The organism is Streptomyces sp. MGP-BFMKR1 (assembly GCF_057766585.1).
The window spans coordinates 1,056,457-1,081,260 of sequence record NZ_CM173408.1 but is presented as its reverse complement, the minus strand read 5'-3'; the positions used below and the strand labels follow the sequence as shown (position 1 = coordinate 1,081,260).

Genomic DNA, 24,804 nt, shown 5'->3' with positions numbered 1-24,804 from the left:
AATGAGAACTCAGGGGGACCGCGGCCGGGCCAGGACGCCGCTGCGGGCCGAGACGGTGGCGCGGACGGCGCTGGCGCTGGTCGACTCCGGCGGGCTGGAATCGCTGACGATGCGTCGTCTCGCCGCGAGTCTTGAGGTGCAACTGCCCACGCTCTACCGGCTGTTCGACAACAAGCAGGCGCTGCTCGACGAGATGGCCGAGACGCTGCTGGCCGGCGTCCTCGCGCGGGCCGACCTCACCGGCGACACCTGGGAGGAGCGCGCCGCGGCCCTCGCCCGCGCGCTGCGCGAGACGCTTCTCGCGCAGCGGGACGGCGCGCGTGTCGTCGGCGGCACCTACACGGCCCAGCAGGCCACGCTCACCCTCGCCGACACCATGCTGGCGATCCTGGGGGAGGCGGAACTGCCCCCGGAGAAGGCGCTGTGGGCCGCCACCACCCTCTTCAGCTACGTGCTCGGCGAGGTGCTCGAACAGCAGGGGGCGACCGGCGGCGAGACCGAACTGCTCGCGGCCTCGGTACGGGACGGGCGCTACCCGCGGCTGGCCGCCACCCCGTGGGAGCGGTTCGTCGACTTCGACGCGCGCTTCGACTTCGGCATCCGCGTCCTGACGGCCGGGCTGCGCGCCGAGTGCGCCCGGCGCCCGTGACCCCGGCCGAACGCGCCCCGCACCGACCGACGTCACCCGCGCCCGCCCCGCCGACGCCCCGGCCGTCCGCAGTATGAGATGCCCCTCCGGGATGTGGTCGGTTTCTGCCAGCATGCCCGCCATGCAGCAGCGGATTATTCGCCGCCGCGTGCCGGCACCGAGCCCGGGGAAGTGACCTCCCCGCACTCACCGCCCGCACGCAGACCTCTCGCGCCTCGCGAGGGGTCTTCTCTGTTTCCGGACCCAGAGACAGGACCACCACCCATGGAACACATCCGGCTCACCGTCACGCTCCGGCCCGGCCGCGGCACCCTCGCACGGCTCGCCGCCACCCTCAACCACCACCAGGTGCTGGACTTCGCGTACACGGCGGCCCCGGCGGACGCTGTCGCGTCCACCGGGGCCTCGGCGAGCGGGGCCACCGCCACGCCGGCGAGGGTGACCACCGCCGTGATCCGCGTGCCGCGGGCCCACGCGCCGCGCGCGCAGCAGAAGCTGCGCAGACTCGTCGACGTACTCGACGTGGCGCTCGACCCCGCGCCGTCCGGCGCCACCGCGGCGACGCCGGGCGGTCACACGCCGAGCGCGGGTGCGCCGCCTCACTGACGCGCGGACGGGCCACCCGCCGCTAGTGGGGGTTGGCCGGCCAGCGCAGGAGCGCGCCGAGGCCGCCCACCGGGGCGGCGGTCGGGTCGCTGACGACGACGGCCTCGGCCCCGCTGGCCACGGCCGCGCGCACCAGCGCGTCGTCCGCCCGGGCCGGCGCGGGGCGCGCCGCGCCCAGGTACTGCAACTCGGTGCTGCGGATGGCCAGTTGGTCACCCTCCGGCCCGATCCACACCTCGCGGCCGGTGTCCTGGCCCTCCGGGGTGACCAGCAGCGTGTCGATCTGGTGCTCGCGGGCCGCCTCCACCAGCGCGGGCACTCCCGAGATGGCGTTGCCGCCGCCGTCGTCGTGCGTCGCGGCGTGGTAGCGGTCCAGCACCTCCCGCACGTGCTCGGTCTCGTGCGCGGCCCGCACCTGGGCGATGTCGCGTTCGAGCCGTGCGCCGCCGGAGCCGGTCGACCGGGCGCCGTGCTCGCTCTCCGCGGTCACCGCCCGCAGCGGCTCGGGCAGCCGGTCGCGCACCGCCTTGCGCTCGCGGGCGTCGCCGACCAGCAGCATCACCTCGGCGCCGCAGCGCTGCCACATCTCGTGGGCGGCGTGGGCGATCTCGGCCGCGTTCTGCTCCCAGGTGTTCTCGACGGCCGTCTGGAAGTGCCGCTCCGACCAGTCGGCCGACGCGGTCTTGTGTATCGGCCAGTCGGCCCCGCTGACCTGCCCCGTCTCTCGTCGCCCGGCGTCGTCGCGGACCTCGAAGTCGGCCCCGGTGCGGTCCACGTACGCCACCAGGCACGGCGTCGGGTCGCCGATGGACCGCAGCAGGGGCGTGACCCTCGGCAGCGCGGACCAGGTGGTCATCGGGGTCGCCGGCGGGCCCGGGAGCGGCACGTCGAGCACGACCTCGCCGTCCGTGGCGAAGACGGCGCGTCCGGCGCGCTTGCCGGACGTCGGGGGGCGGCCGATCGGCCCGGCGTCCGGGCCGTTGAACAGGGCCTTGTAGACCGCGTCACGGGTCGCGGGGCTCGCGCCGAGCTCGGCGAGCTGCTGGGTCGCGGCGCGGGCCGTCAGCTCCTGGTGCTTGGCCGCGTCCTCCGTGGTGTGCGAGGTGTCGACGTAGACCGAGGCCCAGGGGCCGGCGTGGGGGAGGACCGGACGGAGATCCGAAAGGCGCATGATGCCTCCTTGCGTTCGCGATGTCGGGCGGCTCCCGACCCGGGTGCCCCGTCGTGATCAGACGGAACACGGTCACGCGGAATGGATCGGCCCGCCGCCGGAGCGAGTGGCCACCGGCCGCCGCGTGCCCGGGTCGGCGCCGTGCGTCCCGGTGGGCCGGGGCGCGGGCCCGGTGGTGCCGGGCGGTCGCGGCTCAGCCCGGGAGCCTGGGCAGGACCTTGGTGCGGTAGAAGTCGAAGAAGCCGCGCTGGTCCGGGCCGATCTGGCTGACGTACACGGCGTCGAAGCCGGCGTCCACGTACGCGCGGATCGCCGACACGTGCACCTCGGGGTCGTCCCCGCACGGCACGTTCGCCGCGACCCGCTCGCGCGGCACCAGCGTCGTCGCCTGCTCGAAGTGGCTCGGCGTGGGCAGCACCTGCGGCAGCTCGCCTGGCAACTGCTCGGTCGACCACAAACGGTGCGCCGTGTCCACAGCCTCTTCCCGGTCCGGGCCCCAGCACACCTTGAGCCCGCCCTGCACCGGCTTGGTGCCGCCGCCCGCGCGCCGGAAGCGCTCGACGGACTCGGCGTCGGGGGCCATGGTGACGTAGCCGTCGCCGATCCGCCCGGCCAGCTCGGTCGCCGCCGGGCCGAAGCCGGAGACGTCGATGGGCACGGGCGTCTCGGGCACGGTGTAGAGCCGGGCGTTCTCCACCGTGTAGTACGTGCCGTGGTGGTTGACCTCCTCGCCCGTGAGAAGCCGCCGCATCACCTGTACGGCCTCCTCCAGCATGGCCAGCCGGATGGCCGCCGGGGGCCAGCGGTCGCCGAGCACGTGCTCGTTGAGCGCCTCCCCGCTGCCGACGCCGAGCCGGAACCGCCCGCCGAGCTGCACGGCACTGGTGGCCGCGGCCTGCGCCGTGACGGCCGGGTGCAGGCGTACGGTCGGGCAGGTGACGGCCGTCGCGACCGGCAGCGACGTGGCCTCGGACAGCGCCCCGATCACCGACCAGACGAAGGGGCTCTGACCCTGCTCGTCGTTCCAGGGGTGGAAGTGATCGGAGATCCACAGGGCCGAGAACCCCGCCTGCTCGGCCATCCGCGCCTGCTCGACCAGCGCGCGCGGCCCGTGCTCCTCGCACGCGAGGAAACAGCCGTACGTCGTCATCCGGCCTCCTTGACATGTGTGTCGCCCTCGCCTGACGTCTGTGACGTCCTCGTTCGCGCTGGCCGGGTAGCCGCTGGTGGCCCGTGGAAACCTGCGGACGGACGGGCGGGCCGGTGCGGGGCGGGCGTCGCGGGGGCCGGTGCGGGCGGCGGCCGACCGTGGCGGTGGGCGCCGGCCGGGGCGCGGGTACCCGATTCGCCGGAGCGATCTCGGGTACCGGGATGAGGACCGCGCAGCGACACCGGCCCCGGCCGGGTGGGCGTAGCCGGCGCGCCCCGGCGGCGCACCGGCCCCGAGGCGCGGCCGGCCGTGGGCCGCAGCCGTGTCGCGACGCCGGGAGATATGTCCCAGAGTGAGGTGGTGTGCGGGCTTGGCGCCCGCGTCCACGACGTCCCGAGGAGGAAGCACCCCATGCCCCGAGGTTCGAGCGACAAGCGTGAGCGGCAGTACGAGAAGATCAAGGAGAGCCAGGAGGAGCGCGGTACGAGCACGAAGCGGGCGAAGGAGATCGCGGCCCGGACCGTGAACAAGGAACGCGCGCGCACCGGCGAGTCCAAGACGGCGAGCCGCACGTCCACCCAGGACATGTCGTCCAGCCGCCGTGGCGGCAAGCGCTCGCACAGCGGCGCGTCCGGCCCCACCCGCGACCAGCTCTACGAGGAGGCCAAGCGCAAGGGCGTCGAGGGCCGGTCGTCGATGAACAAGGACCAGTTGGCCAAGGCCGTCGGCCGCTAGCACCCGCCCGCGGGCCGGGCCGGCGCTTCGGAAGCGGACGCGCGCGGGCGCGGGGCCCGCGGCCCCGGGCGGCGGGAGGTTGAGCCATGACGAAGACGCGCGAGAGGAAGCCGGGGGAGCGGGCCACCGTGCGCGCCCTGCTCGACACCCACGGCCAGACCTACGCGGCGGAAGCGGGCATCCGGCTGCGCGACACACCGCAGCCGCTCTACCAACTCCTGGTGCTGGCCGACCTGTTGAGCGCCCGTATCCGGGCCTCGGTGGCGGTGTCCACGGCCCGGGCCCTGGCCGACGCGGGGTTGCGCGACCCGCGCCGGATGGCCGACGCGAGCTGGCAGGAGCGCGTGGACGCGCTCGGGGAGGGCGGCTATCGCCGCTACGACGAGCGCACGGCGACCCAGCTCGGCGACGGCGCCGAACTGCTGCGCGACCGCTACGGCAGCGACCTGCGCCGGATGCGCCGGGAGGCGGACGGCGACGTGGAGACGTTGCGCGCGCTGCTCCAGGAGGTGCCGGGCCTCGGCCCGACCGGTGCCGACATCTTCCTGCGCGAGGTGCAGCGGGTCTGGCCCGAGTTCGCCCCCTACCTGGACGCGAAGGCGCTGCGGGGCGCCGAACGCCTCGGCCTGCCGGACCGCCCGGAGCGTCTCGCCCGCCTGGTCCCCACCGAGGACACGGCGGCGCTGGCCGCTGGCCTGGTGCGGGCCGCGCTCGACGCCTCGGTCGTGGACGACGTGCGGGAGCGGGCGGCGGCGTAGCGGCGCGGTGCGGTGTGGTCGTGCCGAGACGGCTCGGCCGGCCCGGCCGACCGCGCCAGCGGGTCGGCCGGGACGTCGCGTGCGGCCCGCGCGGGGTGGGGCTCGCGCCTTGTGCGAAGCTACGAAGGCACGCCCGGGTGCCTCGGTGGAAGGTACACAGATACGAACGCGGGTTCGCCACTTGCGCGCCGCATCGGCGATGATGGCGTAGGAGCCGCAGCCCGGACCGAGGCGCCGAAGGCGCTGGGCCCGTCGCTGACTCCCCACCCGCCCTTCCGTAAAACCGCAGGTGAGAGAGTTAGCATGCGATTCCTGAACGACGTGCGCCCGTCCCACGACCTGACGTACGACGATGTGTTCATGGTGCCGAACCGCTCCGCGGTCGGTTCCCGGCAGAGCGTGGACCTCAGCTCGCCGGATGGAACCGGAACCACCATTCCGCTGGTCGTCGCGAACATGACCGCCATCGCCGGCCGGCGGATGGCGGAGACCGTGGCCCGTCGCGGTGGCCTCGTCGTCATCCCGCAGGACATCCCGATCGACGTCGTCACCGAGGTCATCGGCTGGGTCAAGACGCGGCACGTCGTGCTCGACACGCCCATCGTGCTGTCCCCGAGCCAGACCGTCGCCGACGCGCTGGCCCTGCTGCCCAAGCGGGCGCACGGCGCCGGCGTCGTCGTCGAGGACGGTCGCCCCGTCGGCATCGTCACCGAGGCCGACCTGACCGGCGTGGACCGCTTCACGCAGTTGTCCGAGGTCATGTCCAAGGAGCTGATGGTGCTGGACGCGGAGATCGACCCGCGCCTCGCCTTCAACCAGCTCGACGCCGCGCACCGCAAGCTCGCTCCCGCCGTGGACCGGGACGGCAAGCTCGCGGGCATCCTCACCCGCAAGGCCGCCCTGCGCGCGACCCTGTACACGCCCGCCACCGACGCCTCCGGCGGCCTGCGCATCGCCGCCGCCGTCGGCGTCAACGGGGATGTGGCCGGGCGCGCCAAGTCCCTGCTCGACGCGGGCGTGGACACGCTGGTCGTGGACACGGCGCACGGCCACCAGGAGTCGATGATCAACGCGCTGCACGCGGTGCGCGCGCTCGACCCGCGGGTGCCGATCGTCGCGGGCAACGTCGTCGCCGCCGAGGGCGTGCGCGACCTGGTCGCCGCGGGCGCCGACATCGTCAAGGTCGGGGTCGGCCCCGGCGCCATGTGCACCACCCGCATGATGACCGGCGTCGGCCGGCCGCAGTTCTCCGCCGTCCTCGAATGCGCCGCCGAGGCCCGCAGGCTCGGCAAGCACGTGTGGGCGGACGGCGGCGTCCGGCACCCGCGCGACGTGGCGATGGCGCTCGCGGCCGGCGCGTCCAACGTGATGATCGGCTCGTGGTTCGCCGGTACGTACGAGTCCCCCGGCGACCTCCAGCAGAGCGCCGACGGGCGGCTGTACAAGGAGAGCTTCGGCATGGCCTCCGCCCGCGCCGTGCGCAACCGCACCAGCGAGGAGTCGGCCTACGACCGGGCCCGCAAGGCCCTGTTCGAGGAGGGCATCTCGACCTCGCGGATGTTCCTCGACCCGGCCCGCCCCGGCGTCGAGGACCTGATCGACACGATCATCGCGGGCGTGCGCAGTGCCTGCACCTACGCCGGCGCCGACTCGCTGGAGGAGTTCCACCAGCGGGCCGTGGTCGGCGTGCAGAGCGCCGCCGGATACGCGGAGGGCAAGCCGCTGCACGCGAGCTGGTAGCGGGCGCGCGCCCACGGCGCCCCCGCGTGGCGGCGTTTCCGTAGCCCGTACCCGGACAGTCCGCGACCCGGCCCGCCCGGTGTGGTCCCGACCGATGCCGGTCACGATCACACCGGGCGGGCCGACGCGTGTGGCGGCGGGCGGCGGCGCGGGGTCGGGCCCCACGGCCCGAGGGCGGGGCTGCCCTCGTCAGGCCGGGGTGCCCTCCGCGAACAGCATGCGCACGTCGATGGCGCCCGCCCGGACCGCCGCGGCCCGCGCGTACTCGGGCGAGGTGTGCCACTCCCGGAGGCGGGCCATGTCGGGGAACTCCAGCGTGGTCACCACCCGGCCCGCCGGCCAACCGCCCTCGGCGGCCTCGGGGACGGTGCCCTGGATCAGGTAGCGCCCTCCGTACCGGGCGATCGACTCCTCGGCCAACACGCGGTAGCGGTCGGCGGCTTCGTGGTCGTACACCTCGGCGTCGACGAGCACGTAGGCAGGCATGGCGGACTCCGTTCCCAGTGGTGTGCCGGCCGCGCGCGTGGCGGCGACCCGGCGAAGAGGAGCGATGCGTGATGCGGCGTGGAAAAATGTGGCGGCGAAGAAAAATGACACGCCGTATACTTCTGTAACGCCGGCGATTTGGCAATGCGGGATCATGAAGAGGGCCCGCGACCGGAGGGCCGGGCGAACAGGGGTGGCGCGATGGTGGAGGCGACGCGGCGAGAGCCGAGCCGACGGGAGCGGCTGCGGGCCGAGGCGACCGAACAGATCATGGAGATCGCCCTGCGGCAGATGGCCGTCGACGGCCCCGGGGCGCTCTCCCTGCGGGGCATCGCCCGCGAGATGGGCATGACACCGCGCGCCATCTACAGCTACTTCCCCACCCGGGACGACCTGATCACGGAGCTGATCCGGACCTTCGGCCGCGGGCTCGCCGACGCGTTGGAGCGGGCCCGGGACGAGGCGCCCGCGTCCGACCCGGAGCGGCGGCTGCTCGCCTGGGGCGAGGCCCTGCGCGCCTGGGCCCTGGCCCACCCGCAGGGCTTCCAACTCGTTTACGGCGACCCGCTCCCCGGCTACCAACCCCCGCCGGGGGAGGGGCCGGTCGACGAGGCGGCGCTGCGGATCTGCGGTGGGCTCAACCGCCTGGTGGCGGCCTGTGCCAGCCGGCCGGTGCCCGCCGCGCCCGACGACGACTGGTCCGACTTCCCGCCCGCCTACCGGGCCCGGGTGCGCGCCGAGGCCCCGGACCTCACGCCCGCCGTGGCCGCCCGCGCCCTGCGGGTCTGGGCGCGGTTGCACGGCCTGGTCACCCTGGAGATCCACGGCCACCTGCGCCCCGTGTACGGTGACCCGGCCGCGCTCTACCGCGCGGAGATGCTGGACCTCGTGCGCGACCTGGGACGCGCCGACCCCGACGCCTGACCGCGCCGGCCACACCCCGCGCCCACGACGCACGACCGCGCTTTCCCGCCGCCACGACGCACGGTCACGCTTTCCGCCCGCCCGCGCGCGGGAAGCGCCCGCCGACGTCTGTCGCCGAGGCCGGGGCCCGTGCTGTGATGGCGGGATGGACGCCACGAGACGCGAGGGACACGAGGGGACGGGCCCGGGGGCCATCACGCCGGACGGCTGCGCCGTGGAGATGTACGCCCGCCTGCCCGCGGGTGACGAGCCGGAGATCGTGGCCGCCCACGTACCCGCCGGGGCGCGGCTGCTCGAACTCGGCTCCGGCGCGGGACGGTTGACCGGGCCGCTGGTGGAACGGGGCTTCGAGGTGGTCGCCGTGGACGAGTCGCCGGAGATGCTGGCGCACGTCAGGGGCGCGCGCACGGTGTGCTCGCCCATCGAGCGCCTCGACCTGGGCGAGCGCTTCGACGCCGTGCTCCTCGCCTCGTTCCTGGTGAACACGGCGGACGAGGCGCTGGGCGCGGCCCTGTTGGGCGCCTGCGCCCGGCACGTGGCGCCCGACGGCTGCGTACTGCTCCAGCGCGAGAACGACCGCTGGCACGACGCGGCCACGGTGCCCCGCACCTGGGAGCGCGACGGGCTGCGCATCCGCATGGCCTCGGCGGAACACCGCGGCGCCGACCGGGTCGCGGTGCGCATGGAGTACGCGTACGAGGGGGCCGAGTGGAGCCACTCCTTCGTCTCCCGCGTGCTCCCGGACGCCGCGTTCGAGACCGAACTCGCCGCCGCTGGCCTGGCGTTGGACGCCTATCTGACGGACGACCACAGTTGGGCACGCGCCGTGCCGGCGCCGCGCGGCTGAGGTTCTTCGGGGCGGCGTGCGTGGCCGGTTCCTCCCGGCCTCGCCGCTCGGATGGTTTGGTGCCCGGCCCAGGAAACGAGGGAGCGGGCACACTCCCGGACACGACCGGCGAGGGGGCTGCCCCAGGGACGCGGGGCCTCCGGATGTGCTGGTTGCGGGTGGGCAGGTAGCTCCGCGGGCACGGTGGGACCGCCGAACCGCCCGTGGTGTGCTGGACTGTTGAGCACCGGACGGCCACCGACACGAACGGCGGCCTGAGCCCGGTGCCCCGCCCGGCGCGCGACCCGCGGCGTACGACGCGACGCGTGCCCGCGCGGCGTGGATACCGAGCCCCAGGTCACCAGCACAAGGGAGAGAACGCATGATCATGCCCCGGTACGTTGCCTGGGTCGCCGCGGGTGCGGCGGCCCTGACGCTGAGCGGGTGCGGCAGCGACGGCGAGCGGGACGGGGGACGCGGGGAACGACCGGAGGCCGCCGCTCAGCCGAACTCCACCGGGTGGCGCGTGGCGTCGCGGTCCGGCGCTCTCGCCGCCGACAGCTCCCGGCCGTCGAAACCCGCCCCCGCCAGCCCGGCCGAGTTCTTAGCGACCCACAGGACCCGCTACGACGCGGTGGACGCCTCCGCGTGCGGCGACGCGGCCTGGGACGCCGTGGCCTGTGGGAAGGCGCTCACCGCCGCCCGGAAGGTGGCCGACGCGGCGTACGCGCACATCGAGGGCGAGCTTCCCGCTGGTCAGTTCGTCGACGAGAAGCGGAGCGCGCAGGAGGTCACGGCGGTGGTGGCCAGGGCGCACGCACTCGGCTGCTTCCGGATGGGCGCCGACCGCCGGGAGGCGCCGGTGGCCCAGCGCGACCTGTGCCCCACGCTCGCCAACCTGACGTGGCTGCACTGGCGCTCCTTCCGCAACACCATGACCGTGACCTGAGCCCACCCCAGGCCGCCATCGAGCGACCGCGCCGGGTGAGCGGGAAGGGGGGAAGCGGCAGGAGTGCGGGGGCGACAGCGGGGGAGACACCGGTCGAGCCGGGGTCGGGATCGGTGCCGGGATCTGCGTCGAGGGCGGGCCGTGGCGATCGGACGGGCGGACGGGCGGGCGGCAGTCCGATACCCGAGCCGGCGAGGCGGGGGGGCGATATCGGGGGGCCGGGCCAGGGCCGGGATCGAGCCCGGGCTGGGGCCCGGGGAAGATCAACAGCCGCATCGCGCGTTTCGTGTGACGATGGGCCTTGATCCACCGTTCCGCCCACCGGCCGCCCGCGGCCGGGCGCCGCAGAGAAATGAACCCACCCGCAGTGCGACTGAACCCGCTCGACGAACGCATCGTGCACGCCCTCGCCGAGGACGCCCGCCGCTCGTACGCCGACATCGGCGCCGAAGTCGGCCTGTCCGCCCCCGCCGTCAAGCGGCGGGTGGACCGGCTGCGCGCCGAGGGCGCGATCACCGGTTTCACCGTGCGCGTGGACCCGGTGGCGCTCGGCTGGCAGACCGAGGGCTTCGTCGAGTTGTACTGCCGCCGCAACACCTCGCCCACGGACATCCACCGCGGCCTCTCGCGCTACCCGGAGGTCGTGTCCGCCTCCACCGTCACGGGTGAGGCGGACGCCATCGTGCAGGTCTTCGCCTCCGATATGCGGCACTTCGAGGGCGTGTTGGAACGCATCGCGGGTGAGCCGTTCGTCGAGCGCACCAAGTCGGTCCTGGTCCTCTCTCCGCTGCTGCGGCGCTTCAGCTCCGGCGCCCCCACATAGCCACGGCAGGGCCGGTCGGGCTCCGGCGCCCCGCGCCGAGGCGGGCCGCGCGAGCCGTGCAGTGGCCGGGCCAGGGCGTGGTGGTCGGTGGGGCCAACGGGCGGGGGAGCGGGTGGTACGGCGGCCACCGCGAGGCGCGATCCGTGCGCGCGGCGGTGGCCGCCGTGTGGACGACGTCGCCGATGAGTGTCGCCTCCGGGGAGGTGGCGAGCGGTGGGCGACGGGGCCAGGCGGCAGCCGTGCTCCGGGCGGCTGCCCACCTCTGGTGCTTGCCCCGGTCCGCGGCGCTGGCGCGGGAGCGGCCGGCCATCGTGCGGACCTGTCGTCCGGTCTCCCGGCACCGGGTGTGACGGACCCGGGCCGGGGGTTTCGGGAGGTGCGTGGTGTGCTGCGGCGTGGCCGCCGCGCGGTGGCGTCCGCGCGCCGCCGGTAGACCGGGACGGGGGCAGGGGAGCGCCGTCAGCCTGCCGCGTTCGGCGGGGCTATCGGAGAGGCGTCGGTCGCGCCGACCGGTCGGGGGCTGATCGTGCCCTGGTCCCCGTCCGGCAGTTCGTACGCGGCCAACGGGAGCCGCGGGTCGGCGCCGTCGGAGTCGCCCGGCTCGACGGGCCCCGCGCGCTCGGGGGCGGTCGTGGCGTCGGCCGACGGGCCGCTCCCGGTGGAGGCCGCCGCGGCGCCGGCCGCGCCGGCGGCCAGCAGCACGGCGACGCCGAGCGCGGCGAGGCGGACCCGGGTGGGCGTGGCGGCGGGCATCCGGGGCGAGAAACGGTTCATGGCGACCCTTCCGGGGCGGTGGCCGCACGGGCAGCGCGACTGGTCGTGTTGACGGTCACCAGCCTGCCGCCGGGCCCGGGTCGCGCACATCGCTCCACGGGCTGATCATCCGTACGTGCGCGGTCGTCCCCTCGTACCCGGTGATACGACCCCAGAGGTAGCGGCCCGGCCCTCGCCGTCCCCCCACGGACTGACGCCTCCGCTCCCACCTGCGTGAACGTGGTGCGCAACGAAACGCCGCACAAAGGCTTGAACACGCAACGAATCTCTCCTGGGCGCGCAATGGAGCCGCCTTGTCCGGTCTCGGTGGCAGACCGTACCGTCTACATGGCCGCCCGCAAGCCGCACCGTCCGCCGTGGCCCTGTGCCCGCATCACCGCCCGAGGGGTTCCATGACCACGCCGCGCACCGCCCTGTTGCAGACGTCGGGACGACCCGGCGAGGTCGAGCACAACCTGGGCCTCCTCGACGACGCCGTCGCCCGCGCCGCGTCCGCCGGCGCCCGACTGCTCACCGCTCCGGAGCTGTTCCTGACCGGGTACGCGATCGGGAAGCGCATGCCCGACCTCGCCGAGCCGGCGGACGGCCCGTCCGCCCAGGCCGTCGCGCGCACGGCCGCCCGGCACGGCGTCGCCATCTGCTACGGCTACCCCGAGCGCGATGGCGAGCTGATCTACAACTCGGCCCAGTTGATCGACCCGAACGGCGAGCGCCTGCTCAACTACCGCAAGGCGCACCTGTACGGCGCGTTCGAGGAGCGCTGGTTCACGCCCGGGCACCCGCCCGTGGCCCAGGTCGAACTCCCCGCGCTGGACGGGCTCCGGGTGGGCGTCATGATCTGCTACGACGTGGAGTTCCCGGAGTACGTCCGCGCGCACGCGCTGGCCGGCACCGACCTGCTGTTGGTTCCGACCGCGCAGATGCACCCGTTCCAGTTCGTCGCCGAATCCCTCGTCCCGGTCCGCGCGTTCGAGAACCAGCTCTACATCGCCTACGTCAACCGCTGCGGGCGCGAGGGCGGGTTGGACTTCGTCGGTCGAAGCTGCCTGGCCGGGCCCGACGGGATCGCCAGGGCCCGCGCCGGCCAGGGCACGGAGCTGGTGTTGGCCGATGTCGACGCGGCGTTCCTGGCCGCGTCGCGCGAGGCCAACCCGTATCTGCGCGACCGTCGCCCCGCGCTGTACACCGCCCTGAGCTGACCCGTTCCGTACGGGGCGGCCAGGCCCACCCCGTACGCGCGCTCCCTCGCCCCGCCCCACCGCCGCCCGCCGTCGGTCCGCCACGGCCCGGCTCCGCCCTGCCGTCCCGCGCCCCACCGCCACCCCTCACCGTCACCTTCACCGCCCGCACGGCCCGCCGCCCGTGCCCGCCCGAGCGCGCGCCGCCGCGCCCGCACGCAAGGAGCCCGCCCCCATGACGTCCACGGTGCCCACCGCCGCCCACGACGAGCAGCCGACGCGGCCCGTCCAGCCGCCGCTCACGATGTTCGGGCCCGACTTCCCGTACGCGTACGACGACTACCTGAACCACCCGGCCGGCCTCGGGCAGGTGCCCGCGACCGAGCACGGCACCGAGGTCGCGGTCATCGGCGGCGGCCTGTCCGGCATCGTCGCCGCCTACGAGCTCATGAAGATGGGGCTGCGCCCGGTCGTCTACGAGGCCGACCGGATCGGCGGCCGGCTGCGCACCGACCGCTTCGAGGGCTGCACCACCGACGACGGCCAGCCGCTGACCGCCGAGATGGGCGCCATGCGCTTCCCGCCGTGCTCCACCGCCCTCCAGCACTACATCGACCTGGTGGACCTGGAGACCCGGCCGTTCCCCAACCCGCTGGCCCCCGACACCCCCTCCACCGTCGTGGACCTCAAGGGCCAGTCGCACTACGCGCGCACCCTGGAGGACCTGCCCGAGGTCTACCACCAGGTGATGGACGCCTGGAACGCCTGCCTGGAGGAGGGCGCGGACTTCTCCGCCATGCAGCGGGCGCTGCGCGAGCGGGACATCCCCACCATCCGCGCGATCTGGTCCCAGCTCGTGGAGAGGCTGGACAACCAGACGTTCTACGGCTTCCTCTGCGACTCCCCGGCCTTCGCGTCCTTCCGGCACCGGGAGATCTTCGGCCAGGTCGGGTTCGGCACCGGCGGCTGGGACACCGACTTCCCCAACTCCATCCTGGAGATCCTGCGCGTCGTCTACACCGGCGCCGACGACGACCACCGCGGCATCGTCGGCGGCAGCCAGCAACTGCCCGAGCGGCTGTGGGAGCGCGCACCGCAGAAGATCACGTACTGGGCGCAGGGCACCTCGCTCAGCTCGCTGCACGAGGGCGCGCCGCGCCCCGCGGTCACCCGGCTGCACCGCACGGCGGGCAACCGGATCACGGTCACGGACGCGTCCGGCGACATCCGCACCTACCGCTCGGCGATCTTCACGGCGCAGAGCTGGATGCTGCTGTCCAAGATCGACTGTGACGACGCGCTCTTCCCGATCGACCACTGGACGGCGGTCGAGCGCACCCACTACATGGAGTCCAGCAAGCTGTTCGTCCCCGTGGACCGGCCGTTCTGGCTGGACACCGACGAGGAGACCGGGCGGGACGTGATGAGCATGACGCTCACCGACCGGATGACCCGCGGCACCTACCTCCTCGACAACGGCCCGGACCAGCCCGCCGTCATCTGCCTCTCCTACACCTGGTGCGACGACAGCCTCAAGTGGCTGCCGCTGTCCGCGAACGAGCGGATGGAGGTCATGCTCAAGTCGCTGCGCGAGATCTACCCCAAGGTGGACATCCGCCAGCACATCATCGGCAACCCGGTGACCGTGTCCTGGGAGAACGAGCCGTACTTCATGGGCGCCTTCAAGGCCAACCTACCGGGCCACTACCGCTACCAGCGGCGCCTGTTCACCCACTTCATGCAGGACCGGCTGCCCGCCGACAAGCGCGGCATCTTCCTGGCCGGTGACGACATCTCGTGGACGGCCGGCTGGGCCGAGGGCGCGGTGCAGACGGCGTTGAACGCGGTGTGGGGCGTGATGCGCCACCTCGGCGGCGCGACCGACCCCACCAACCCCGGCCCGGGGGACGTCTACGACGCGATCGCGCCGGTGGAGCTGCCCGAGGACTGAGCCAGCCCCGCCCGGACACCCGTGGGCCGGGCGAAGGCGCGGCCTCGGTCAGTCACACGGCCTGAGCGGCGTCAGCAGCACCCGGCCCACCAGACCGACGCCGGCGTCGACCCGCTCCGCGAACTCCCGGGCGAGTTCCGGTTGTTCGCGCAGCCCCCACAGCGCCCGGAAGGCGCCCCACGCCGCGTCGCGGGCCCGGTCCAGGCTCCACGCCCCGACCAGGTGGGTGAGCGGATCGGCGATGTCGAGCAGGTCGGGCCCGGGCATCAGCTCCTCCCGTACCCGCTCCTCCAGGCCGGTCAGCACGTCGCCCACCCGGTCGAAGTCGGCCTCCAGCGCGGCCGGCTCGCAGCCGAGCGAGACGCAGGTGTCGCGGAGCGCGAGGGCCAGGTCGTTGCCGATGTGCGCGTTGATCCCGGCCAGGGCGAACTGCACCGGCTGAACCGCCGGATGCCGCCGCAGGTCGAACAGCGGGCGCCAGGCCGGGGACGGGCGCCCGCCGTGGGCCGCCGCGTCCACCGCGGCCAGATAGCGCGCCGCGAACCGGGCCGTCAGCTCCTCGGCCGCCGGTCCGTGGTGGAAGTGGCCCGCCGAGAGCCGGTCCTCGACCTCCCGGGTCACCGAGAGGTACACGCCGTTGAACACGGCGACCCCGTCCCGCCCGGGCAGCGCGCGCTCCAACGCGGTCATCCGGTGCAGCGCCTGCTCCACGGTGGGAGGAGCGGCGCGCCGAGGGGCGGGGCGAGTGGTGTATCGCTGTTCGGCCTGCGTCATGCGGCCAGCGTCCCAGCCCGAACGCCCGTCGGGGAGCCCTCGGTTGTTCCTTCCTCATAACGGATGAACCGGACTCGGCCCCCGTGGCTGGAGGGTTGCCACAGGCGCGGGGCCCGGCCGAGGGAGCCGGCCGAGGGGGCTGGTTACGGCCCGTGTCGGGTCGGCCACGGCTTCGGTGGGGGCCGGTGGCGGGCGCGTACGGGCGCGAGTCGGGCAGCCGACACCCTGGTCGCGGGCAGTGGCTTCCGTGATACGGAAGTGCGGGGGCGGCGGGATGGCGGATCGCGGCGGCGTGATCCGGGTGCGCCGTCGCGGCTCCGGGACGCGGCCCCACGGCCGGCCGTCGGGGCGCGGGCCGGTCGCGGCGGGCGGAGAAGGCTCGGTCGGCGCGCCGCGTTCAACTGCCCACGGACGTCGGCGAACTGACGCCTTCGCAGGTCAGCGGGGTGGTGGCGCGGGGTGCGGGCCGATGCCGGCAGGGACGCCTCCCGACCGTGGGAACGTACGTACGAAAAGCGTGGAACGGATCATTCACTCGGCCGTCCGGGGCGATGGGTCGCTTTCGGCTCGGTTTGCCTCCGGTGGGGTGGGCCGCTCATCATCACCCCGGCTCTGCGTCGCGCAGAGTGTCGCGAATGTGGAGCGTGAGCATGGCGGGCTTCGGATGGAAGCTGCACGGAGACGGCAAGAACCTGCGTCCGGGGGAAGTCGTCAAGCCGGACGAGCGGCTGTCGTGGGGGCGTACGGCCGGGCTCGGTGCCCAGCACGTCGTCTCGATGATCGGCGCCTGTTTCGTCGCCCCGGTCCTCATGGGCCTGGACCCGAACCTGGCCCTCATGGCGTCGGGCGTGGCGACGATCCTGTTCCTGCTCCTGACGCGGGGACGGATTCCCAGCTACCTGGGGTCGTCGCTCTCCTTCGTCGGGGTCGCCGCCGTCATCGCCGGCCAGGGCGGTGACGCCGGCACGCTGACCGGCGCACTGTTCGTGGTGGGCGCGGCGCTCGCGCTCTGTGGCGTGATCATCCAAATCATCGGCGGCAAGGTCATCCACGCGGTCCTGCCGCCGGCGGTGACCGGCGCCGTGGTCATGCTGATCGGCTTCAACCTGGCGCCCGTGACCGCGGGCACCTACTGGCCGCAGGACCAGTGGACGGCGCTGGCCACGATGCTCTTCACCGGCCTGGCCCTGGTGGTGCTGCGCGGCTTCTGGGCGCGCGTCGCCATCTTCCTCGGCCTGGTCTTCGGGTACGTGCTCTCCTGGGTTCTCGACCGCACCACGGGCAAGATCCACTCGGCGGACGGCTCGGGCAAGGTGACCGACCACTGGCGGATCGACTTCTCCGGCGTCGCCGACGCGAACTGGTTCGGCACGCCGACCTTCCACGCGCCGAGCTTCGAGTGGTCCGCGATCCTCGTGGCGCTGCCCGTCCTGGTGGCCCTGATCGCCGAGAACGCGGGCCACGTCAAGGCGGTCGGCGAGATGACCGGCGACCCGCTGGACGACAAGATGGGCACCGCGATCGCCGCGGACGGCACCGCCTCCATGCTGTCCACCGCGGTCGGCGGCCCGGCCACGACGACGTACGCCGAGAACATCGGCGTCATGGCCGCCACCCGGGTCTACTCGACGGCTGCCTACTGGGCGGCGGCCGGCTTCGCGGTCCTCTTCGGCCTCTGCCCCAAGTTCGGTGCCGTGGTGGCCGCGATCCCCGGCGGCGTGCTGGGCGGGATCACGGTCATCCTGTACGGCATGATCGGCCTGCTCGGCGCGCAGATCTGGGTACGGAACAAGGTGGACTTCTCCCAGCCGCTGAACCTGGTGCCGGCCGCCGCGGGCGTCATCATCGGCATCGGCGGGGTCTCGCTGAAGTTCACCGACAACTTCGAACTGAGCGGCATCGCCCTCGGCACCCTGATCGTGCTCACCGGCTACCACGCCCTGCGCTGGCTGTCCAAGGCCGCCGGCACCCACCGCCCGGCCCTCCTCGACGGCGGCACCACGGAGTACGACACGGAAACCGGTAAGTAACGCCACCCGGCCCGGCCCGGCCCGCCCCGGCCCGCTCGCCGGCACCTCGGGCCGCTGCCGGGCCACCCGGGGCGCCGGGCCCGCGCGACCGGCCCGCCCGGCCGCCGGCCCGGCACGGCTCAGGTCGCGTGTCGGCTCAGGCCCCGCGGCGGGTTCAGGTCGCGCGTCGGCTCGGGCCCCGCGGCGGGCTCAGGCGTCCCGCGTCGGCTCAGGCGTCCCGCGACGGCGCCGCGTCCGCCGCGCCGGGCGCCCCCGCCCCGTCCGCCCCGTCGGCCTCGGTCGGGCCCGTGGCCGGCGCCACCCGGCCCGCCGCGCGCAGCACCCCGGCGCCCACGACCAGCCCCAGGGCCAGCAGCGTGACCAGGCCGAACGAGACCGTCAGCGAGGTCAGGTCGGCCACCGAGCCCATCGCCGAGGGGGCGATCAGGCCCGAGGTGTAGGTGATGGTCGCCACGCCCGCTATGGCCTGGCTCGGCGCCGGGCCGCTGCGTCCCGCCGCGGCGAACGCCAGCGGCACCACCACGGCCACGCCGAGCCCGAGCAGCGCGAAGCCGCCGAGGGCCATGGCCGGATGGGTCGCCGTGACGACCAGCAGGCCGCCCACCGTCGCGCACACCCCGCTCGTACGCACCGTGCGCACCGCCCCGAACCGGGTCACCACCGCGTCCCCGGCCAGCCGGGCGATCGCCATCGTGCAGGCGAACGCCGTGGTGGACGCGGCGGCCAGGCCCGGTGAGGTGTTCAGCTCGTCCCGCAGGTAGACCGCCGACCAGTCCAGGCTGGCGCCCTCGGCGAACACCGCGCAGAACCCGACGGCGCCGATGACCAGGGCCGACCTCGGCGGCAGCGTGAAGTGCGGCGGCGGGTGCTCGTCCGGGGCGCTGCGCAGGTCGAGTACGCCGCGACAGGCCAGCGCGCCGAGCACGGTCAGCACGGCCGCGGTCGCCGCCAGGTGCGCGCGGGCGTCCACCTCCGCGTGGGCGGCGACCGTACCGGCGGCCGAGCCGATCAGCGCCCCCACGCTCCACATGCCGTGCAGCCCGGACATGATCGAGCGGCCCAGGCGCTCCTCGGTCTCCACGCCGAGCGCGTTCATCGCCACGTCCGACATGCCCGCCGTGGCCCCGTAGACGAGCAGCACCCCGCACAGCGCGACCAGGTTGGGCGCGAGGGCGGGCAGCGTGAGCGAGAGGGTCCACAGCGCGAGCATCCCGCGCAGCGCGGTCCGGGCGCCGAACCGGTGGCTGACCCAGCCGGCCAGCGGCATCGCCACCGAGGCGCCGATGGCGGGGAAGGCGAGGGCGAGACCGAGCTGGCCGGCGCTCGCGTCCGTGTGGTCCTGCACCCAGGGCACGCGGGTCGCGAAGCTGCCGGTGACCGCGCCGTGCACGGCGAAGACCAGCGCGACGGCGACGCGTGCCCGGCGCAGCCGCTGCCCGGCGGCGGCCGGTTTCCCGGCGCCTGTTCCTGTCCCGGCGTCCACCATGCTGCTTGGCCCTCCCGGCCTTGAAGTCGGCCCCCGTACCGGGGCCCCCGGGGAGGGTTCCCCGGCGCGCCGAGAAACTATCAGGAACCCTGCCTGATAAATAGCCGATTTCCCACGGGGCGTGCAAGGATTCCCGCATGTCCCCGACGCGTGTGCACTCCGGCGGCAAGTCCGGTGGCAAGACCGCCTCCCCGAGCACCGCCCGCGCCATCAACGACCGCCTGGCGCTGGCCCTCCTGCAACGCGAAGGGCCGCTGACGGCCGGCCAGCTCAAACAGCTCACCGGGCTGTCCCGGCCGACCGTGGCCGACCTCGTGGAACGGCTGCGGGGGGCCCGACTGATCACCGTGGTGGGCGAGGCGGGCGCCGAGCGGCGCGGACCCAACGCCCGGCTGTACGGCATCGTCGCGGACCGCGCCCATCTGGCCGGGATCGACGTGCGCACCGACCGGGTCACCGTCTGCGTGGCCGACCTGCTCGGCCGCACGCTCGCCGAGGCGTCGCTGCCCATCGCCCCGCAGGCCACCGGCGAGCCGGGCCGGCCCGCCGCCGGCCCGCCCGCGGTGGCGGCGGCCGTGGACCTGCTGACCAGCACCGCCGCGCGGGCCGGGGCGACCTCGCTGCACACCATCGGGGTGGGCGCGCCCGGTCTGCTCGACCCGGCCACCGGCGCCCTGGGCAGCAACACGGGCTGGCTCCCGCGCTGGCACGCCGACCTGGTCGCCGCGGTGCGCGCGCACTTCCCGGCCGAGCTGCTGTTGGAGAACGAGGCCAACCTCGCCGCCGTCGCCGAGCAGCGGCTCGGCGCCGCCCGCGACCGGGACACCTTCGTGCTGCTGTGGCTCGGCGGCGGGACCGGCGCGGCGGTCGTGCTGGACGGCGCGCTGCGCCGGGGGGCGTCCGGGGGCGCGGGGGAGATCGGGTTCCTGCCGGTCCCGGGCACCGGCGGGCTGCCCAGCGCGAGCGGCTGCGAGGGGGGCTTCCACTCGCTCGCCGGCGGCCCCGCGCTGTGCGACCTCGCGCACCGGCACGGCCTCCCCGTCGAGGGCACGGGCGTCGAGGCGGCCGAGCGCGCGCTGCGCGCCGCCGTGGCCGCCGTCCGGGAGGGCCGGGGTGAGCGGGACGAGCGCGAGGAGGGCGGGGGCGCCGGGGTGCCGGCCGGGCCGGCGGAGGCGTTCCTCGACGCGTACGCGGACGGCGTCGCCATCGGGGTCGCGGCCGTGAGCGCCGTGCTCGACCCGGGCTGCGTGGTCATCGGGGGCGAGTGCGGACGCGCGGGCGGCGACGAGCTGGCCCGGCGCGTGGCGGAGCGGGTGGCCCGGATGGCCCCGGTCCGCCTGGAGGTGCGGGCCGGCACGGTGGGGGGCCGCGCGGTGCTCCGGGGCGCCGTGCTGACCGCCATGGACGCGGCCCAGGACGACCTGTTCGCGCCGGAGGGCTGAGGTCAGTGCCGCGCCGGTAGCCGGAACCGCCGCCGGTACTCCGTCGGCGTGGTGTTCAGGCGCCGACGGAACGCCCGTACCAGGGTGTCGGTCGTGCCGAAACCGCAGAGCGCGGCCACGCGCTCCAACGTCGCGTCCGACGACTCCAGTTCCTGGCGGGCCTTCTCCACCCGGACCGACTCGACGTAGGCGTGCGGGGTCATGCCGAGTTCGGCCTTGAAGAGCCGGGTCAGGTGCCGGTCGCTGACGTGCGCGTACGCGGCGAGGTCGGCGACGGTCAGGGGCGTGTCGAGGTGGCGCAGGACGTGGTGGCGCAGGTCCTCGACGCGGCGCGTGGTGGAGACCTGCTCCAGCGGCGCGCTGAACTGGCTCTGGCCGCTGGGACGTTTGAGGTACATGACCAGTTGCCGTGCCACCCGCAGGGCGACGGCCTCGCCGAGGTCGTCGGCGATCAGCGCGAGGGACAGGTCGAGGCAGGCGCTGATCCCGGCCCCGGTCCACACGTCGCCCTCGCGGATGAAGATCGGGTCGGCGTCCACCGTGACGGCCGGGTGGTCGGCGGCCAGTCGCCGCGCCGTCGACCAGTGGGTGGTGGCGCGCCTGCCGTCCAACAGGCCGGCCGCGGCCAGCAGGTGCGCACCCACGCACACGGAGGCGACCCGGTGCGCGCGGGCGGCCAGCGCCCGGACCCACTCCACCAGGCGCGGGTCGACGAGCGGATGGACGCGGCGTTCGGCGTCGACCTCCACCGCGCCGGGCACGATGAGCGTGTCGATGGCGCCGGCGGCGGCCTCGGCGAAGGTGACGTCGGGCAGGACGCGCACCCCGGCGCCGGTGGTGACCGGGTCCGTGGTCGCGGCGGCGAGCAGCACCCGGTAGCCCGCGGCCTCCTCGGTCTCGCGCAGGGCCAGCGAGAACACCTCCGGCGGCCCGGTGACGTCGAGCAGGTCGACGCCGTCGAAGAGCATGATGACGACGAGGCGGCGGGCGGTGTCCGGCACGGGTCCCCCAGGGGTGTGGGCAGGGCGCTGCGGCATGTCGGTATCTGCGGGTGAGACGTCATTGCCGACATCGGTGGCCGGCTCCTAGTTTTACCCGCATGGCCCGCTCACCGTTCGGGCCGCCCCTCCACCCGCATGCCGAAGGCGGTACACCCATGCCCAGAACCACCCTGCGTGAGCTCAACGGCCTCGACCAGACGCCCGCGATCCTCGGCGAGGCCGCGCTGGTCCTCATCGACCTCCAGAACACCTACACCCGCGGCGTCATGGAGCTCGACGGCTGGCGGCCCTCGCTCGACGCCGCCGCGCGACTGCTGTCCAGGGCCCGCCGGGAGGGCGCGCGGGTCGTGCACGTGATCAACGACGGCGGCCCGGGCACCCCGTACGACATCGATGCCGAGGTCGGGCGGATCCACCCGGACGTCGCCCCGCTCGACGGGGAGCCGGTGGTGGTCAAGCGGGTCCCGGACGCGTTCGTGGACACGGACCTGGCCACCTGTCTGCGCCCGGGTCAGGACGTGGTGCTCGCGGGGTGGATGACCCACATGTGCGTGGCGTTCACGGCACAGGGCGCGTTCCTCGCCGGCCACCGCCCGACCGTCGTCGCCGACGCCTGCGCGACCCGCGCGCTGCCGGTGGCGGGCGCCGAGGTCCCCGCCGACCAGGTGCACCGGGCCGCCCTGGCCACCGTCGCCGACCTGTACGGGGTGGTCGTCGCCTCCGAGCGGGAGCTCGGCCGGTGAATCCGGTGAACCCGGTCAGTCCGATGAATCGGTGAGACCAGTGAGACCAATGGGGCCAGCGGGGCCAGTGGCGTCAACGAGAGTGGTGGACCGACGCCGTCGACGGCCCACTCCCGCTTCCTCGGGAACGCCCGCGCGCCGGGCCCCGAAACCGGGACCCGGCGCGCGTCTCGTTTGGCCCACCGAGCCGGGCCCCCGCCGCTGAGAGGGGGCCCGGCCCGGTGGCGCACCCGACGGCGGGTCGCCACACTTCACCGCCGCCGGGTGATCAGGGGGTCAGCAGGCTCCCTTGTCCTGCCAGACGCCGTCGACGCCCGGCTCCTGGCCCTGGGTCCACCACTTGGCCGTCCAGTTGTGGCCCTTCCAGGAGACGGCCGCGCCGCCGTTGTAGACCGCGGTCTTGTCCCAGGCCGGCGCCGTGCACTGGCCGCCGTTGCCACCGTTGTTGCCTCCGGTGCCGCCCGTGCCGCCGCTGGTCCCGTCACCGGGGTCGACGATCTTGGTGCCTCGGGCCAGGTCGCCGGCGAGCGAGTACGACTTGCCGCCGAAGGAGACCGTCCAGTTCGACGGCGTGGAGGTCGGCAGGTAGTACACGAGGTCGAAGCTGAGGGACGCCCCGGGCGCGAGCGACTGCCAGCTCGGCAGCTTGAACGAGGTGCGGTGGTAGTCACCCTTCAGGCCGCCCACGTTGTTCCCCGTGTGGTCGCTGCGGATGACCTTCAGGCCCCAGCCGCTCTGGTCCTTGGCGTTGTTCGGGGACGCGGTGGCGTAGTCGAACTGGAACTCGGCGCCGCCCGGGATGGTGGTCTTGGTGTTGTTGGTGATGCGCACCTTGGGGCTGATCGGGTAGTTCGAGTCGCCCAGCGGGAACTCGCCGAAGTTCACGTCGAGGTCGAGCGCCTCGGCCGGCAGGTCGGTGGTGGCCCGCTTGGCGCCGTAGCCGGGTGCCGCCTTGAACGCGTCGTACAGCGTGTTGGTCAGCGTGTTGCCCGGCTCGTACTGGCCCTTGCCGGCGTTGTACTGGTAGTCACCGGCCAGCTCCCAGATCATGGTGCCGCCCAAGCCCTTGTCGACCACGTACTGGGCCTTGGCCTTGACCGACTGCTCGTCCTCGGTGGACAGGAACACCTTCTTGTCGGCGTTCCACAGCCACGGGGCGACCAGCGTGGAGTCGTAGTTGCGGGTGTAGGCGCCGGTGAGCTTGGTGTCGGCGGGGAAGCCGTAGCGGGTGACGTAGTCGCCGACGACGCCCTTCTCCAGGTTCTTGGCGTGCCACATCGGGTTGGAGCCGGCCGGCGACTCCTTGCCGTTGTCGTCCTTGTCGTGCCACAGGTTGTCGATGCCGACGGCGCCGTCACCGCACTCGGTCAGCCCCGAGCCGGCCGGGCAGGAGCTGGCCTTCGAGGTGCCCCACAGCCCGTTCTTGCCGCCGTTCACGTTCTTCCAGCCGCGGGTGTAGTACGGCAGGCCCAGGTTGATCCGGCCGGCCGGCATCGAGCCGCGGAAGTAGTGGTAGGACCAGTCGCCGTTGAGGTAGCCGATGCCGCCGTACTGCGAGGCGGTGTACACGCCCCACTTGGCCAGCTCGGCGTCCTTGCCGTCGTCGTAGAGCGCGGCGTTGGGGCCGACGAACTCGTTCCACGCCCCGTGCAGGTCGTAGGACATGATGTTGACGTAGTCCAGGTACTTCGTCGTCTGGTACGTCTCCATGCCGCGCAGCAGGTAGGCGGAGGAGGGGGCGGCGACCGACAGCAGGTAGTGCTTGCCGTCGGCGGCGCTGGCCCGGTCCAGCTTCTCGCGCAGCGTCTTCATCAGCGCCGCGTAGCCCTTGTTGAGCCCGCCGCGCCGGGCGTTGGCCAGCGGCCAGTCCTGCGGGTGGCCGGCGTCCTTCATCGACGTCGGGTACTCGTAGTCGATGTCCACGCCGTTGAAGCCGTACTGGCGGATGAAGTCCACGGCGGAGTCGGCGAAGGTGTTGATGCCCGCCTGGTTGACCGAGCCGTCGGCGTTGGTGGCCATCGAGTAGAAGCCGCCGGACTTGACGCGCTGGCCGTTCTCGTCGATGTAGCCACCGGTCTCGGCCCAACCGCCGACCGAGATCAGCGTCTTGACGTTGGGGTGCTTCTTCTTGAACTTGTTGAGCTGGTTGAAGTGGCCCTTGTACGGGAACGCCGGGTCCATCTCCGCGCCCTCGACGCCGGGCCAGGTCATGCCGGTCGCGGGGTTGTTGGCCGAATCCGCTCCGACGGAGAGCTTGTTGGCCTTGTCGACGTGCGCGAAGGCGTAGTTGAGGTGGGTGACCTTGTCCCACGGAATGTTGTTGGCCAGGTAGGCGGGGGTGCCGTCCTTGCCGGTGCGCCAACTGGTGAAGTAGCCGATGACGCGGCGCTGGTGGTCGGCGCCCATCTTCTCGCGGCCGTCGGCGTCGTAGACGGAGCAGTAGGGGACGTCGACGCCCGGGGTGCGGTACATGCCGTCGGGGCGACAGGTGGACTGGTCCTCGGCGTGTGACTCAGCGACCGAGAGGGTGCTGACGAGGAGTCCGGCGAGAGCGGCGGCCGACGCGGCCAGCGTGGCTCTCGCGCGGGTACGGGACAACACGATCGGT

At 74.1% G+C, this 24,804-nt stretch carries 22 protein-coding genes; 14 read left to right on the top strand and 8 right to left on the bottom strand.

What is annotated here, in order from left to right; all coding sequences use genetic code 11:
- The first annotated feature begins 1 nt into the window (after window position 1).
- The gene (locus AC3CHW_RS03950) at window positions 2-649 is read left to right on the top strand and encodes a TetR/AcrR family transcriptional regulator C-terminal domain-containing protein (RefSeq protein WP_488470959.1); all 648 of its coding nucleotides are present in this window, start codon (window positions 2-4) and stop codon (window positions 647-649) included.
- Window positions 650-913: 264 nt separating this feature from the next.
- Window positions 914-1,255 (top strand): hypothetical protein, encoded by a 342-nt coding sequence (locus tag AC3CHW_RS03945; RefSeq protein ID WP_488469579.1) that lies wholly within the window; start codon window positions 914-916, stop codon window positions 1,253-1,255.
- A gap of 22 nt (window positions 1,256-1,277) precedes the next feature.
- On the opposite strand, the gene AC3CHW_RS03940 is transcribed toward AC3CHW_RS03945, so the two are convergent.
- A complete protein-coding gene (locus AC3CHW_RS03940) occupies window positions 1,278-2,426 on the bottom strand; it encodes a baeRF2 domain-containing protein (RefSeq protein ID WP_488469578.1) in 1,149 nt (382 codons plus the stop codon).
- A 193-nt stretch (window positions 2,427-2,619) separates the two neighbouring features.
- Entirely contained in the window at window positions 2,620-3,576 is a 957-nt protein-coding gene (locus tag AC3CHW_RS03935) for an LLM class F420-dependent oxidoreductase (protein WP_398606813.1), read from the bottom strand.
- 411 nt (window positions 3,577-3,987) lie between these two features.
- On the opposite strand from AC3CHW_RS03935, the gene AC3CHW_RS03930 reads away from it, so the two are divergent.
- From AC3CHW_RS03930 to AC3CHW_RS03920, 3 genes are all read left to right on the top strand, one after another.
- The gene (locus AC3CHW_RS03930; protein ID WP_398606814.1) at window positions 3,988-4,311 is read left to right on the top strand and encodes a plasmid stabilization protein; all 324 of its coding nucleotides are present in this window, start codon (window positions 3,988-3,990) and stop codon (window positions 4,309-4,311) included.
- Window positions 4,312-4,397: 86 nt separating this feature from the next.
- Window positions 4,398-5,069, top strand: coding sequence for an HhH-GDP family DNA glycosylase (locus tag AC3CHW_RS03925; RefSeq protein ID WP_398606815.1), 672 nt, complete (start codon window positions 4,398-4,400; stop codon window positions 5,067-5,069).
- A 303-nt stretch (window positions 5,070-5,372) separates the two neighbouring features.
- On the top strand, window positions 5,373-6,809 hold the full coding sequence (locus tag AC3CHW_RS03920) for a GuaB1 family IMP dehydrogenase-related protein (protein WP_488469577.1): 1,437 nt from the start codon (window positions 5,373-5,375) through the stop codon (window positions 6,807-6,809).
- Between the two features lie 189 nt (window positions 6,810-6,998).
- On the opposite strand, the gene AC3CHW_RS03915 is transcribed toward AC3CHW_RS03920, so the two are convergent.
- Window positions 6,999-7,295 carry a DUF1330 domain-containing protein gene (locus AC3CHW_RS03915; RefSeq protein ID WP_398606817.1) on the bottom strand — a complete coding sequence of 99 codons (297 nt, stop codon included), beginning with the start codon at window positions 7,293-7,295 and terminating at the stop codon, window positions 6,999-7,001.
- A gap of 201 nt (window positions 7,296-7,496) precedes the next feature.
- Here AC3CHW_RS03915 and AC3CHW_RS03910 point away from each other — a divergent pair, with 201 nt between their 5' ends.
- The 4 genes from AC3CHW_RS03910 (at window position 7,497) to AC3CHW_RS03895 (ending at window position 10,817) form a co-directional block, all read left to right on the top strand.
- Window positions 7,497-8,219 carry a TetR/AcrR family transcriptional regulator gene (locus AC3CHW_RS03910; protein ID WP_488469576.1) on the top strand — a complete coding sequence of 241 codons (723 nt, stop codon included), beginning with the start codon at window positions 7,497-7,499 and terminating at the stop codon, window positions 8,217-8,219.
- A gap of 145 nt (window positions 8,220-8,364) precedes the next feature.
- Window positions 8,365-9,066 (top strand): class I SAM-dependent methyltransferase, encoded by a 702-nt coding sequence (locus AC3CHW_RS03905; protein WP_488469575.1) that lies wholly within the window; start codon window positions 8,365-8,367, stop codon window positions 9,064-9,066.
- 361 nt (window positions 9,067-9,427) lie between these two features.
- Window positions 9,428-9,994: a hypothetical protein gene (locus AC3CHW_RS03900; RefSeq protein WP_488469574.1), complete on the top strand. Its 567-nt coding sequence runs from the start codon at window positions 9,428-9,430 to the stop codon at window positions 9,992-9,994.
- A 352-nt stretch (window positions 9,995-10,346) separates the two neighbouring features.
- A complete protein-coding gene (locus tag AC3CHW_RS03895; RefSeq protein ID WP_198427457.1) occupies window positions 10,347-10,817 on the top strand; it encodes an Lrp/AsnC family transcriptional regulator in 471 nt (156 codons plus the stop codon).
- 459 nt (window positions 10,818-11,276) lie between these two features.
- Here AC3CHW_RS03895 and AC3CHW_RS03890 read toward each other — a convergent pair whose 3' ends face one another.
- Window positions 11,277-11,591 (bottom strand): hypothetical protein, encoded by a 315-nt coding sequence (locus AC3CHW_RS03890; RefSeq protein WP_488469573.1) that lies wholly within the window; start codon window positions 11,589-11,591, stop codon window positions 11,277-11,279.
- A gap of 392 nt (window positions 11,592-11,983) precedes the next feature.
- On the opposite strand from AC3CHW_RS03890, the gene AC3CHW_RS03885 reads away from it, so the two are divergent.
- Entirely contained in the window at window positions 11,984-12,790 is an 807-nt protein-coding gene (locus tag AC3CHW_RS03885; RefSeq protein ID WP_398606821.1) for a carbon-nitrogen hydrolase family protein, read from the top strand.
- A 214-nt stretch (window positions 12,791-13,004) separates the two neighbouring features.
- Complete coding sequence (locus AC3CHW_RS03880) at window positions 13,005-14,720, top strand: flavin monoamine oxidase family protein (RefSeq protein ID WP_488469572.1); 1,716 nt, start codon at window positions 13,005-13,007, stop codon at window positions 14,718-14,720.
- Window positions 14,721-14,768: 48 nt separating this feature from the next.
- On the opposite strand, the gene AC3CHW_RS03875 is transcribed toward AC3CHW_RS03880, so the two are convergent.
- Complete coding sequence (locus AC3CHW_RS03875; RefSeq protein ID WP_459246312.1) at window positions 14,769-15,494, bottom strand: DUF5995 family protein; 726 nt, start codon at window positions 15,492-15,494, stop codon at window positions 14,769-14,771.
- 650 nt (window positions 15,495-16,144) lie between these two features.
- Here AC3CHW_RS03875 and AC3CHW_RS03870 point away from each other — a divergent pair.
- Window positions 16,145-17,524 (top strand): uracil-xanthine permease family protein, encoded by a 1,380-nt coding sequence (locus AC3CHW_RS03870; protein WP_488469571.1) that lies wholly within the window; start codon window positions 16,145-16,147, stop codon window positions 17,522-17,524.
- A gap of 208 nt (window positions 17,525-17,732) precedes the next feature.
- Here AC3CHW_RS03870 and AC3CHW_RS03865 read toward each other — a convergent pair whose 3' ends face one another.
- Window positions 17,733-19,010 carry an MFS transporter gene (locus tag AC3CHW_RS03865; RefSeq protein WP_488469570.1) on the bottom strand — a complete coding sequence of 426 codons (1,278 nt, stop codon included), beginning with the start codon at window positions 19,008-19,010 and terminating at the stop codon, window positions 17,733-17,735.
- 137 nt (window positions 19,011-19,147) lie between these two features.
- Between AC3CHW_RS03865 and AC3CHW_RS03860 the strand changes: the two genes are divergently transcribed.
- Window positions 19,148-20,452, top strand: coding sequence for an ROK family transcriptional regulator (locus AC3CHW_RS03860; protein ID WP_488469569.1), 1,305 nt, complete (start codon window positions 19,148-19,150; stop codon window positions 20,450-20,452).
- A gap of 2 nt (window positions 20,453-20,454) precedes the next feature.
- On the opposite strand, the gene AC3CHW_RS03855 is transcribed toward AC3CHW_RS03860, so the two are convergent.
- A complete protein-coding gene (locus AC3CHW_RS03855) occupies window positions 20,455-21,420 on the bottom strand; it encodes a GlxA family transcriptional regulator (RefSeq protein WP_488470958.1) in 966 nt (321 codons plus the stop codon).
- A gap of 188 nt (window positions 21,421-21,608) precedes the next feature.
- Here AC3CHW_RS03855 and AC3CHW_RS03850 point away from each other — a divergent pair, with 188 nt between their 5' ends.
- Window positions 21,609-22,196: a cysteine hydrolase family protein gene (locus AC3CHW_RS03850; protein ID WP_398606827.1), complete on the top strand. Its 588-nt coding sequence runs from the start codon at window positions 21,609-21,611 to the stop codon at window positions 22,194-22,196.
- Between the two features lie 276 nt (window positions 22,197-22,472).
- On the opposite strand, the gene AC3CHW_RS03845 is transcribed toward AC3CHW_RS03850, so the two are convergent.
- Window positions 22,473-24,797: a chitinase C-terminal domain-containing protein gene (locus AC3CHW_RS03845; RefSeq protein ID WP_488469568.1), complete on the bottom strand. Its 2,325-nt coding sequence runs from the start codon at window positions 24,795-24,797 to the stop codon at window positions 22,473-22,475.
- Between the last annotated feature and the right edge of the window lie 7 nt (window positions 24,798-24,804).

Excerpts from the sequence above, each read along its gene's own strand:
- AC3CHW_RS03950 (WP_488470959.1), top strand. The coding sequence starts at position 2 with ATGAGAACTCAGGGGGACCGCGGCCGGGCCAGGACGCCGCTGCGGGCC.
- AC3CHW_RS03945 (WP_488469579.1), top strand. The coding sequence starts at position 914 with ATGGAACACATCCGGCTCACCGTCACGCTCCGGCCCGGCCGCGGCACC.
- AC3CHW_RS03940 (WP_488469578.1), bottom strand. The coding sequence starts at position 2,426 with ATGCGCCTTTCGGATCTCCGTCCGGTCCTCCCCCACGCCGGCCCCTGG.
- AC3CHW_RS03935 (WP_398606813.1), bottom strand. The coding sequence starts at position 3,576 with ATGACGACGTACGGCTGTTTCCTCGCGTGCGAGGAGCACGGGCCGCGC.
- AC3CHW_RS03930 (WP_398606814.1), top strand. The coding sequence starts at position 3,988 with ATGCCCCGAGGTTCGAGCGACAAGCGTGAGCGGCAGTACGAGAAGATC.
- AC3CHW_RS03925 (WP_398606815.1), top strand. The coding sequence starts at position 4,398 with ATGACGAAGACGCGCGAGAGGAAGCCGGGGGAGCGGGCCACCGTGCGC.
- AC3CHW_RS03920 (WP_488469577.1), top strand. The coding sequence starts at position 5,373 with ATGCGATTCCTGAACGACGTGCGCCCGTCCCACGACCTGACGTACGAC.
- AC3CHW_RS03915 (WP_398606817.1), bottom strand. The coding sequence starts at position 7,295 with ATGCCTGCCTACGTGCTCGTCGACGCCGAGGTGTACGACCACGAAGCC.
- AC3CHW_RS03910 (WP_488469576.1), top strand. The coding sequence starts at position 7,497 with ATGGTGGAGGCGACGCGGCGAGAGCCGAGCCGACGGGAGCGGCTGCGG.
- AC3CHW_RS03905 (WP_488469575.1), top strand. The coding sequence starts at position 8,365 with ATGGACGCCACGAGACGCGAGGGACACGAGGGGACGGGCCCGGGGGCC.
- AC3CHW_RS03900 (WP_488469574.1), top strand. The coding sequence starts at position 9,428 with ATGATCATGCCCCGGTACGTTGCCTGGGTCGCCGCGGGTGCGGCGGCC.
- AC3CHW_RS03895 (WP_198427457.1), top strand. The coding sequence starts at position 10,347 with ATGAACCCACCCGCAGTGCGACTGAACCCGCTCGACGAACGCATCGTG.
- AC3CHW_RS03890 (WP_488469573.1), bottom strand. The coding sequence starts at position 11,591 with ATGAACCGTTTCTCGCCCCGGATGCCCGCCGCCACGCCCACCCGGGTC.
- AC3CHW_RS03885 (WP_398606821.1), top strand. The coding sequence starts at position 11,984 with ATGACCACGCCGCGCACCGCCCTGTTGCAGACGTCGGGACGACCCGGC.
- AC3CHW_RS03880 (WP_488469572.1), top strand. The coding sequence starts at position 13,005 with ATGACGTCCACGGTGCCCACCGCCGCCCACGACGAGCAGCCGACGCGG.
- AC3CHW_RS03875 (WP_459246312.1), bottom strand. The coding sequence starts at position 15,494 with ATGACGCAGGCCGAACAGCGATACACCACTCGCCCCGCCCCTCGGCGC.
- AC3CHW_RS03870 (WP_488469571.1), top strand. The coding sequence starts at position 16,145 with ATGGCGGGCTTCGGATGGAAGCTGCACGGAGACGGCAAGAACCTGCGT.
- AC3CHW_RS03865 (WP_488469570.1), bottom strand. The coding sequence starts at position 19,010 with ATGGTGGACGCCGGGACAGGAACAGGCGCCGGGAAACCGGCCGCCGCC.
- AC3CHW_RS03860 (WP_488469569.1), top strand. The coding sequence starts at position 19,148 with ATGTCCCCGACGCGTGTGCACTCCGGCGGCAAGTCCGGTGGCAAGACC.
- AC3CHW_RS03855 (WP_488470958.1), bottom strand. The coding sequence starts at position 21,420 with ATGCTCTTCGACGGCGTCGACCTGCTCGACGTCACCGGGCCGCCGGAG.
- AC3CHW_RS03850 (WP_398606827.1), top strand. The coding sequence starts at position 21,609 with ATGCCCAGAACCACCCTGCGTGAGCTCAACGGCCTCGACCAGACGCCC.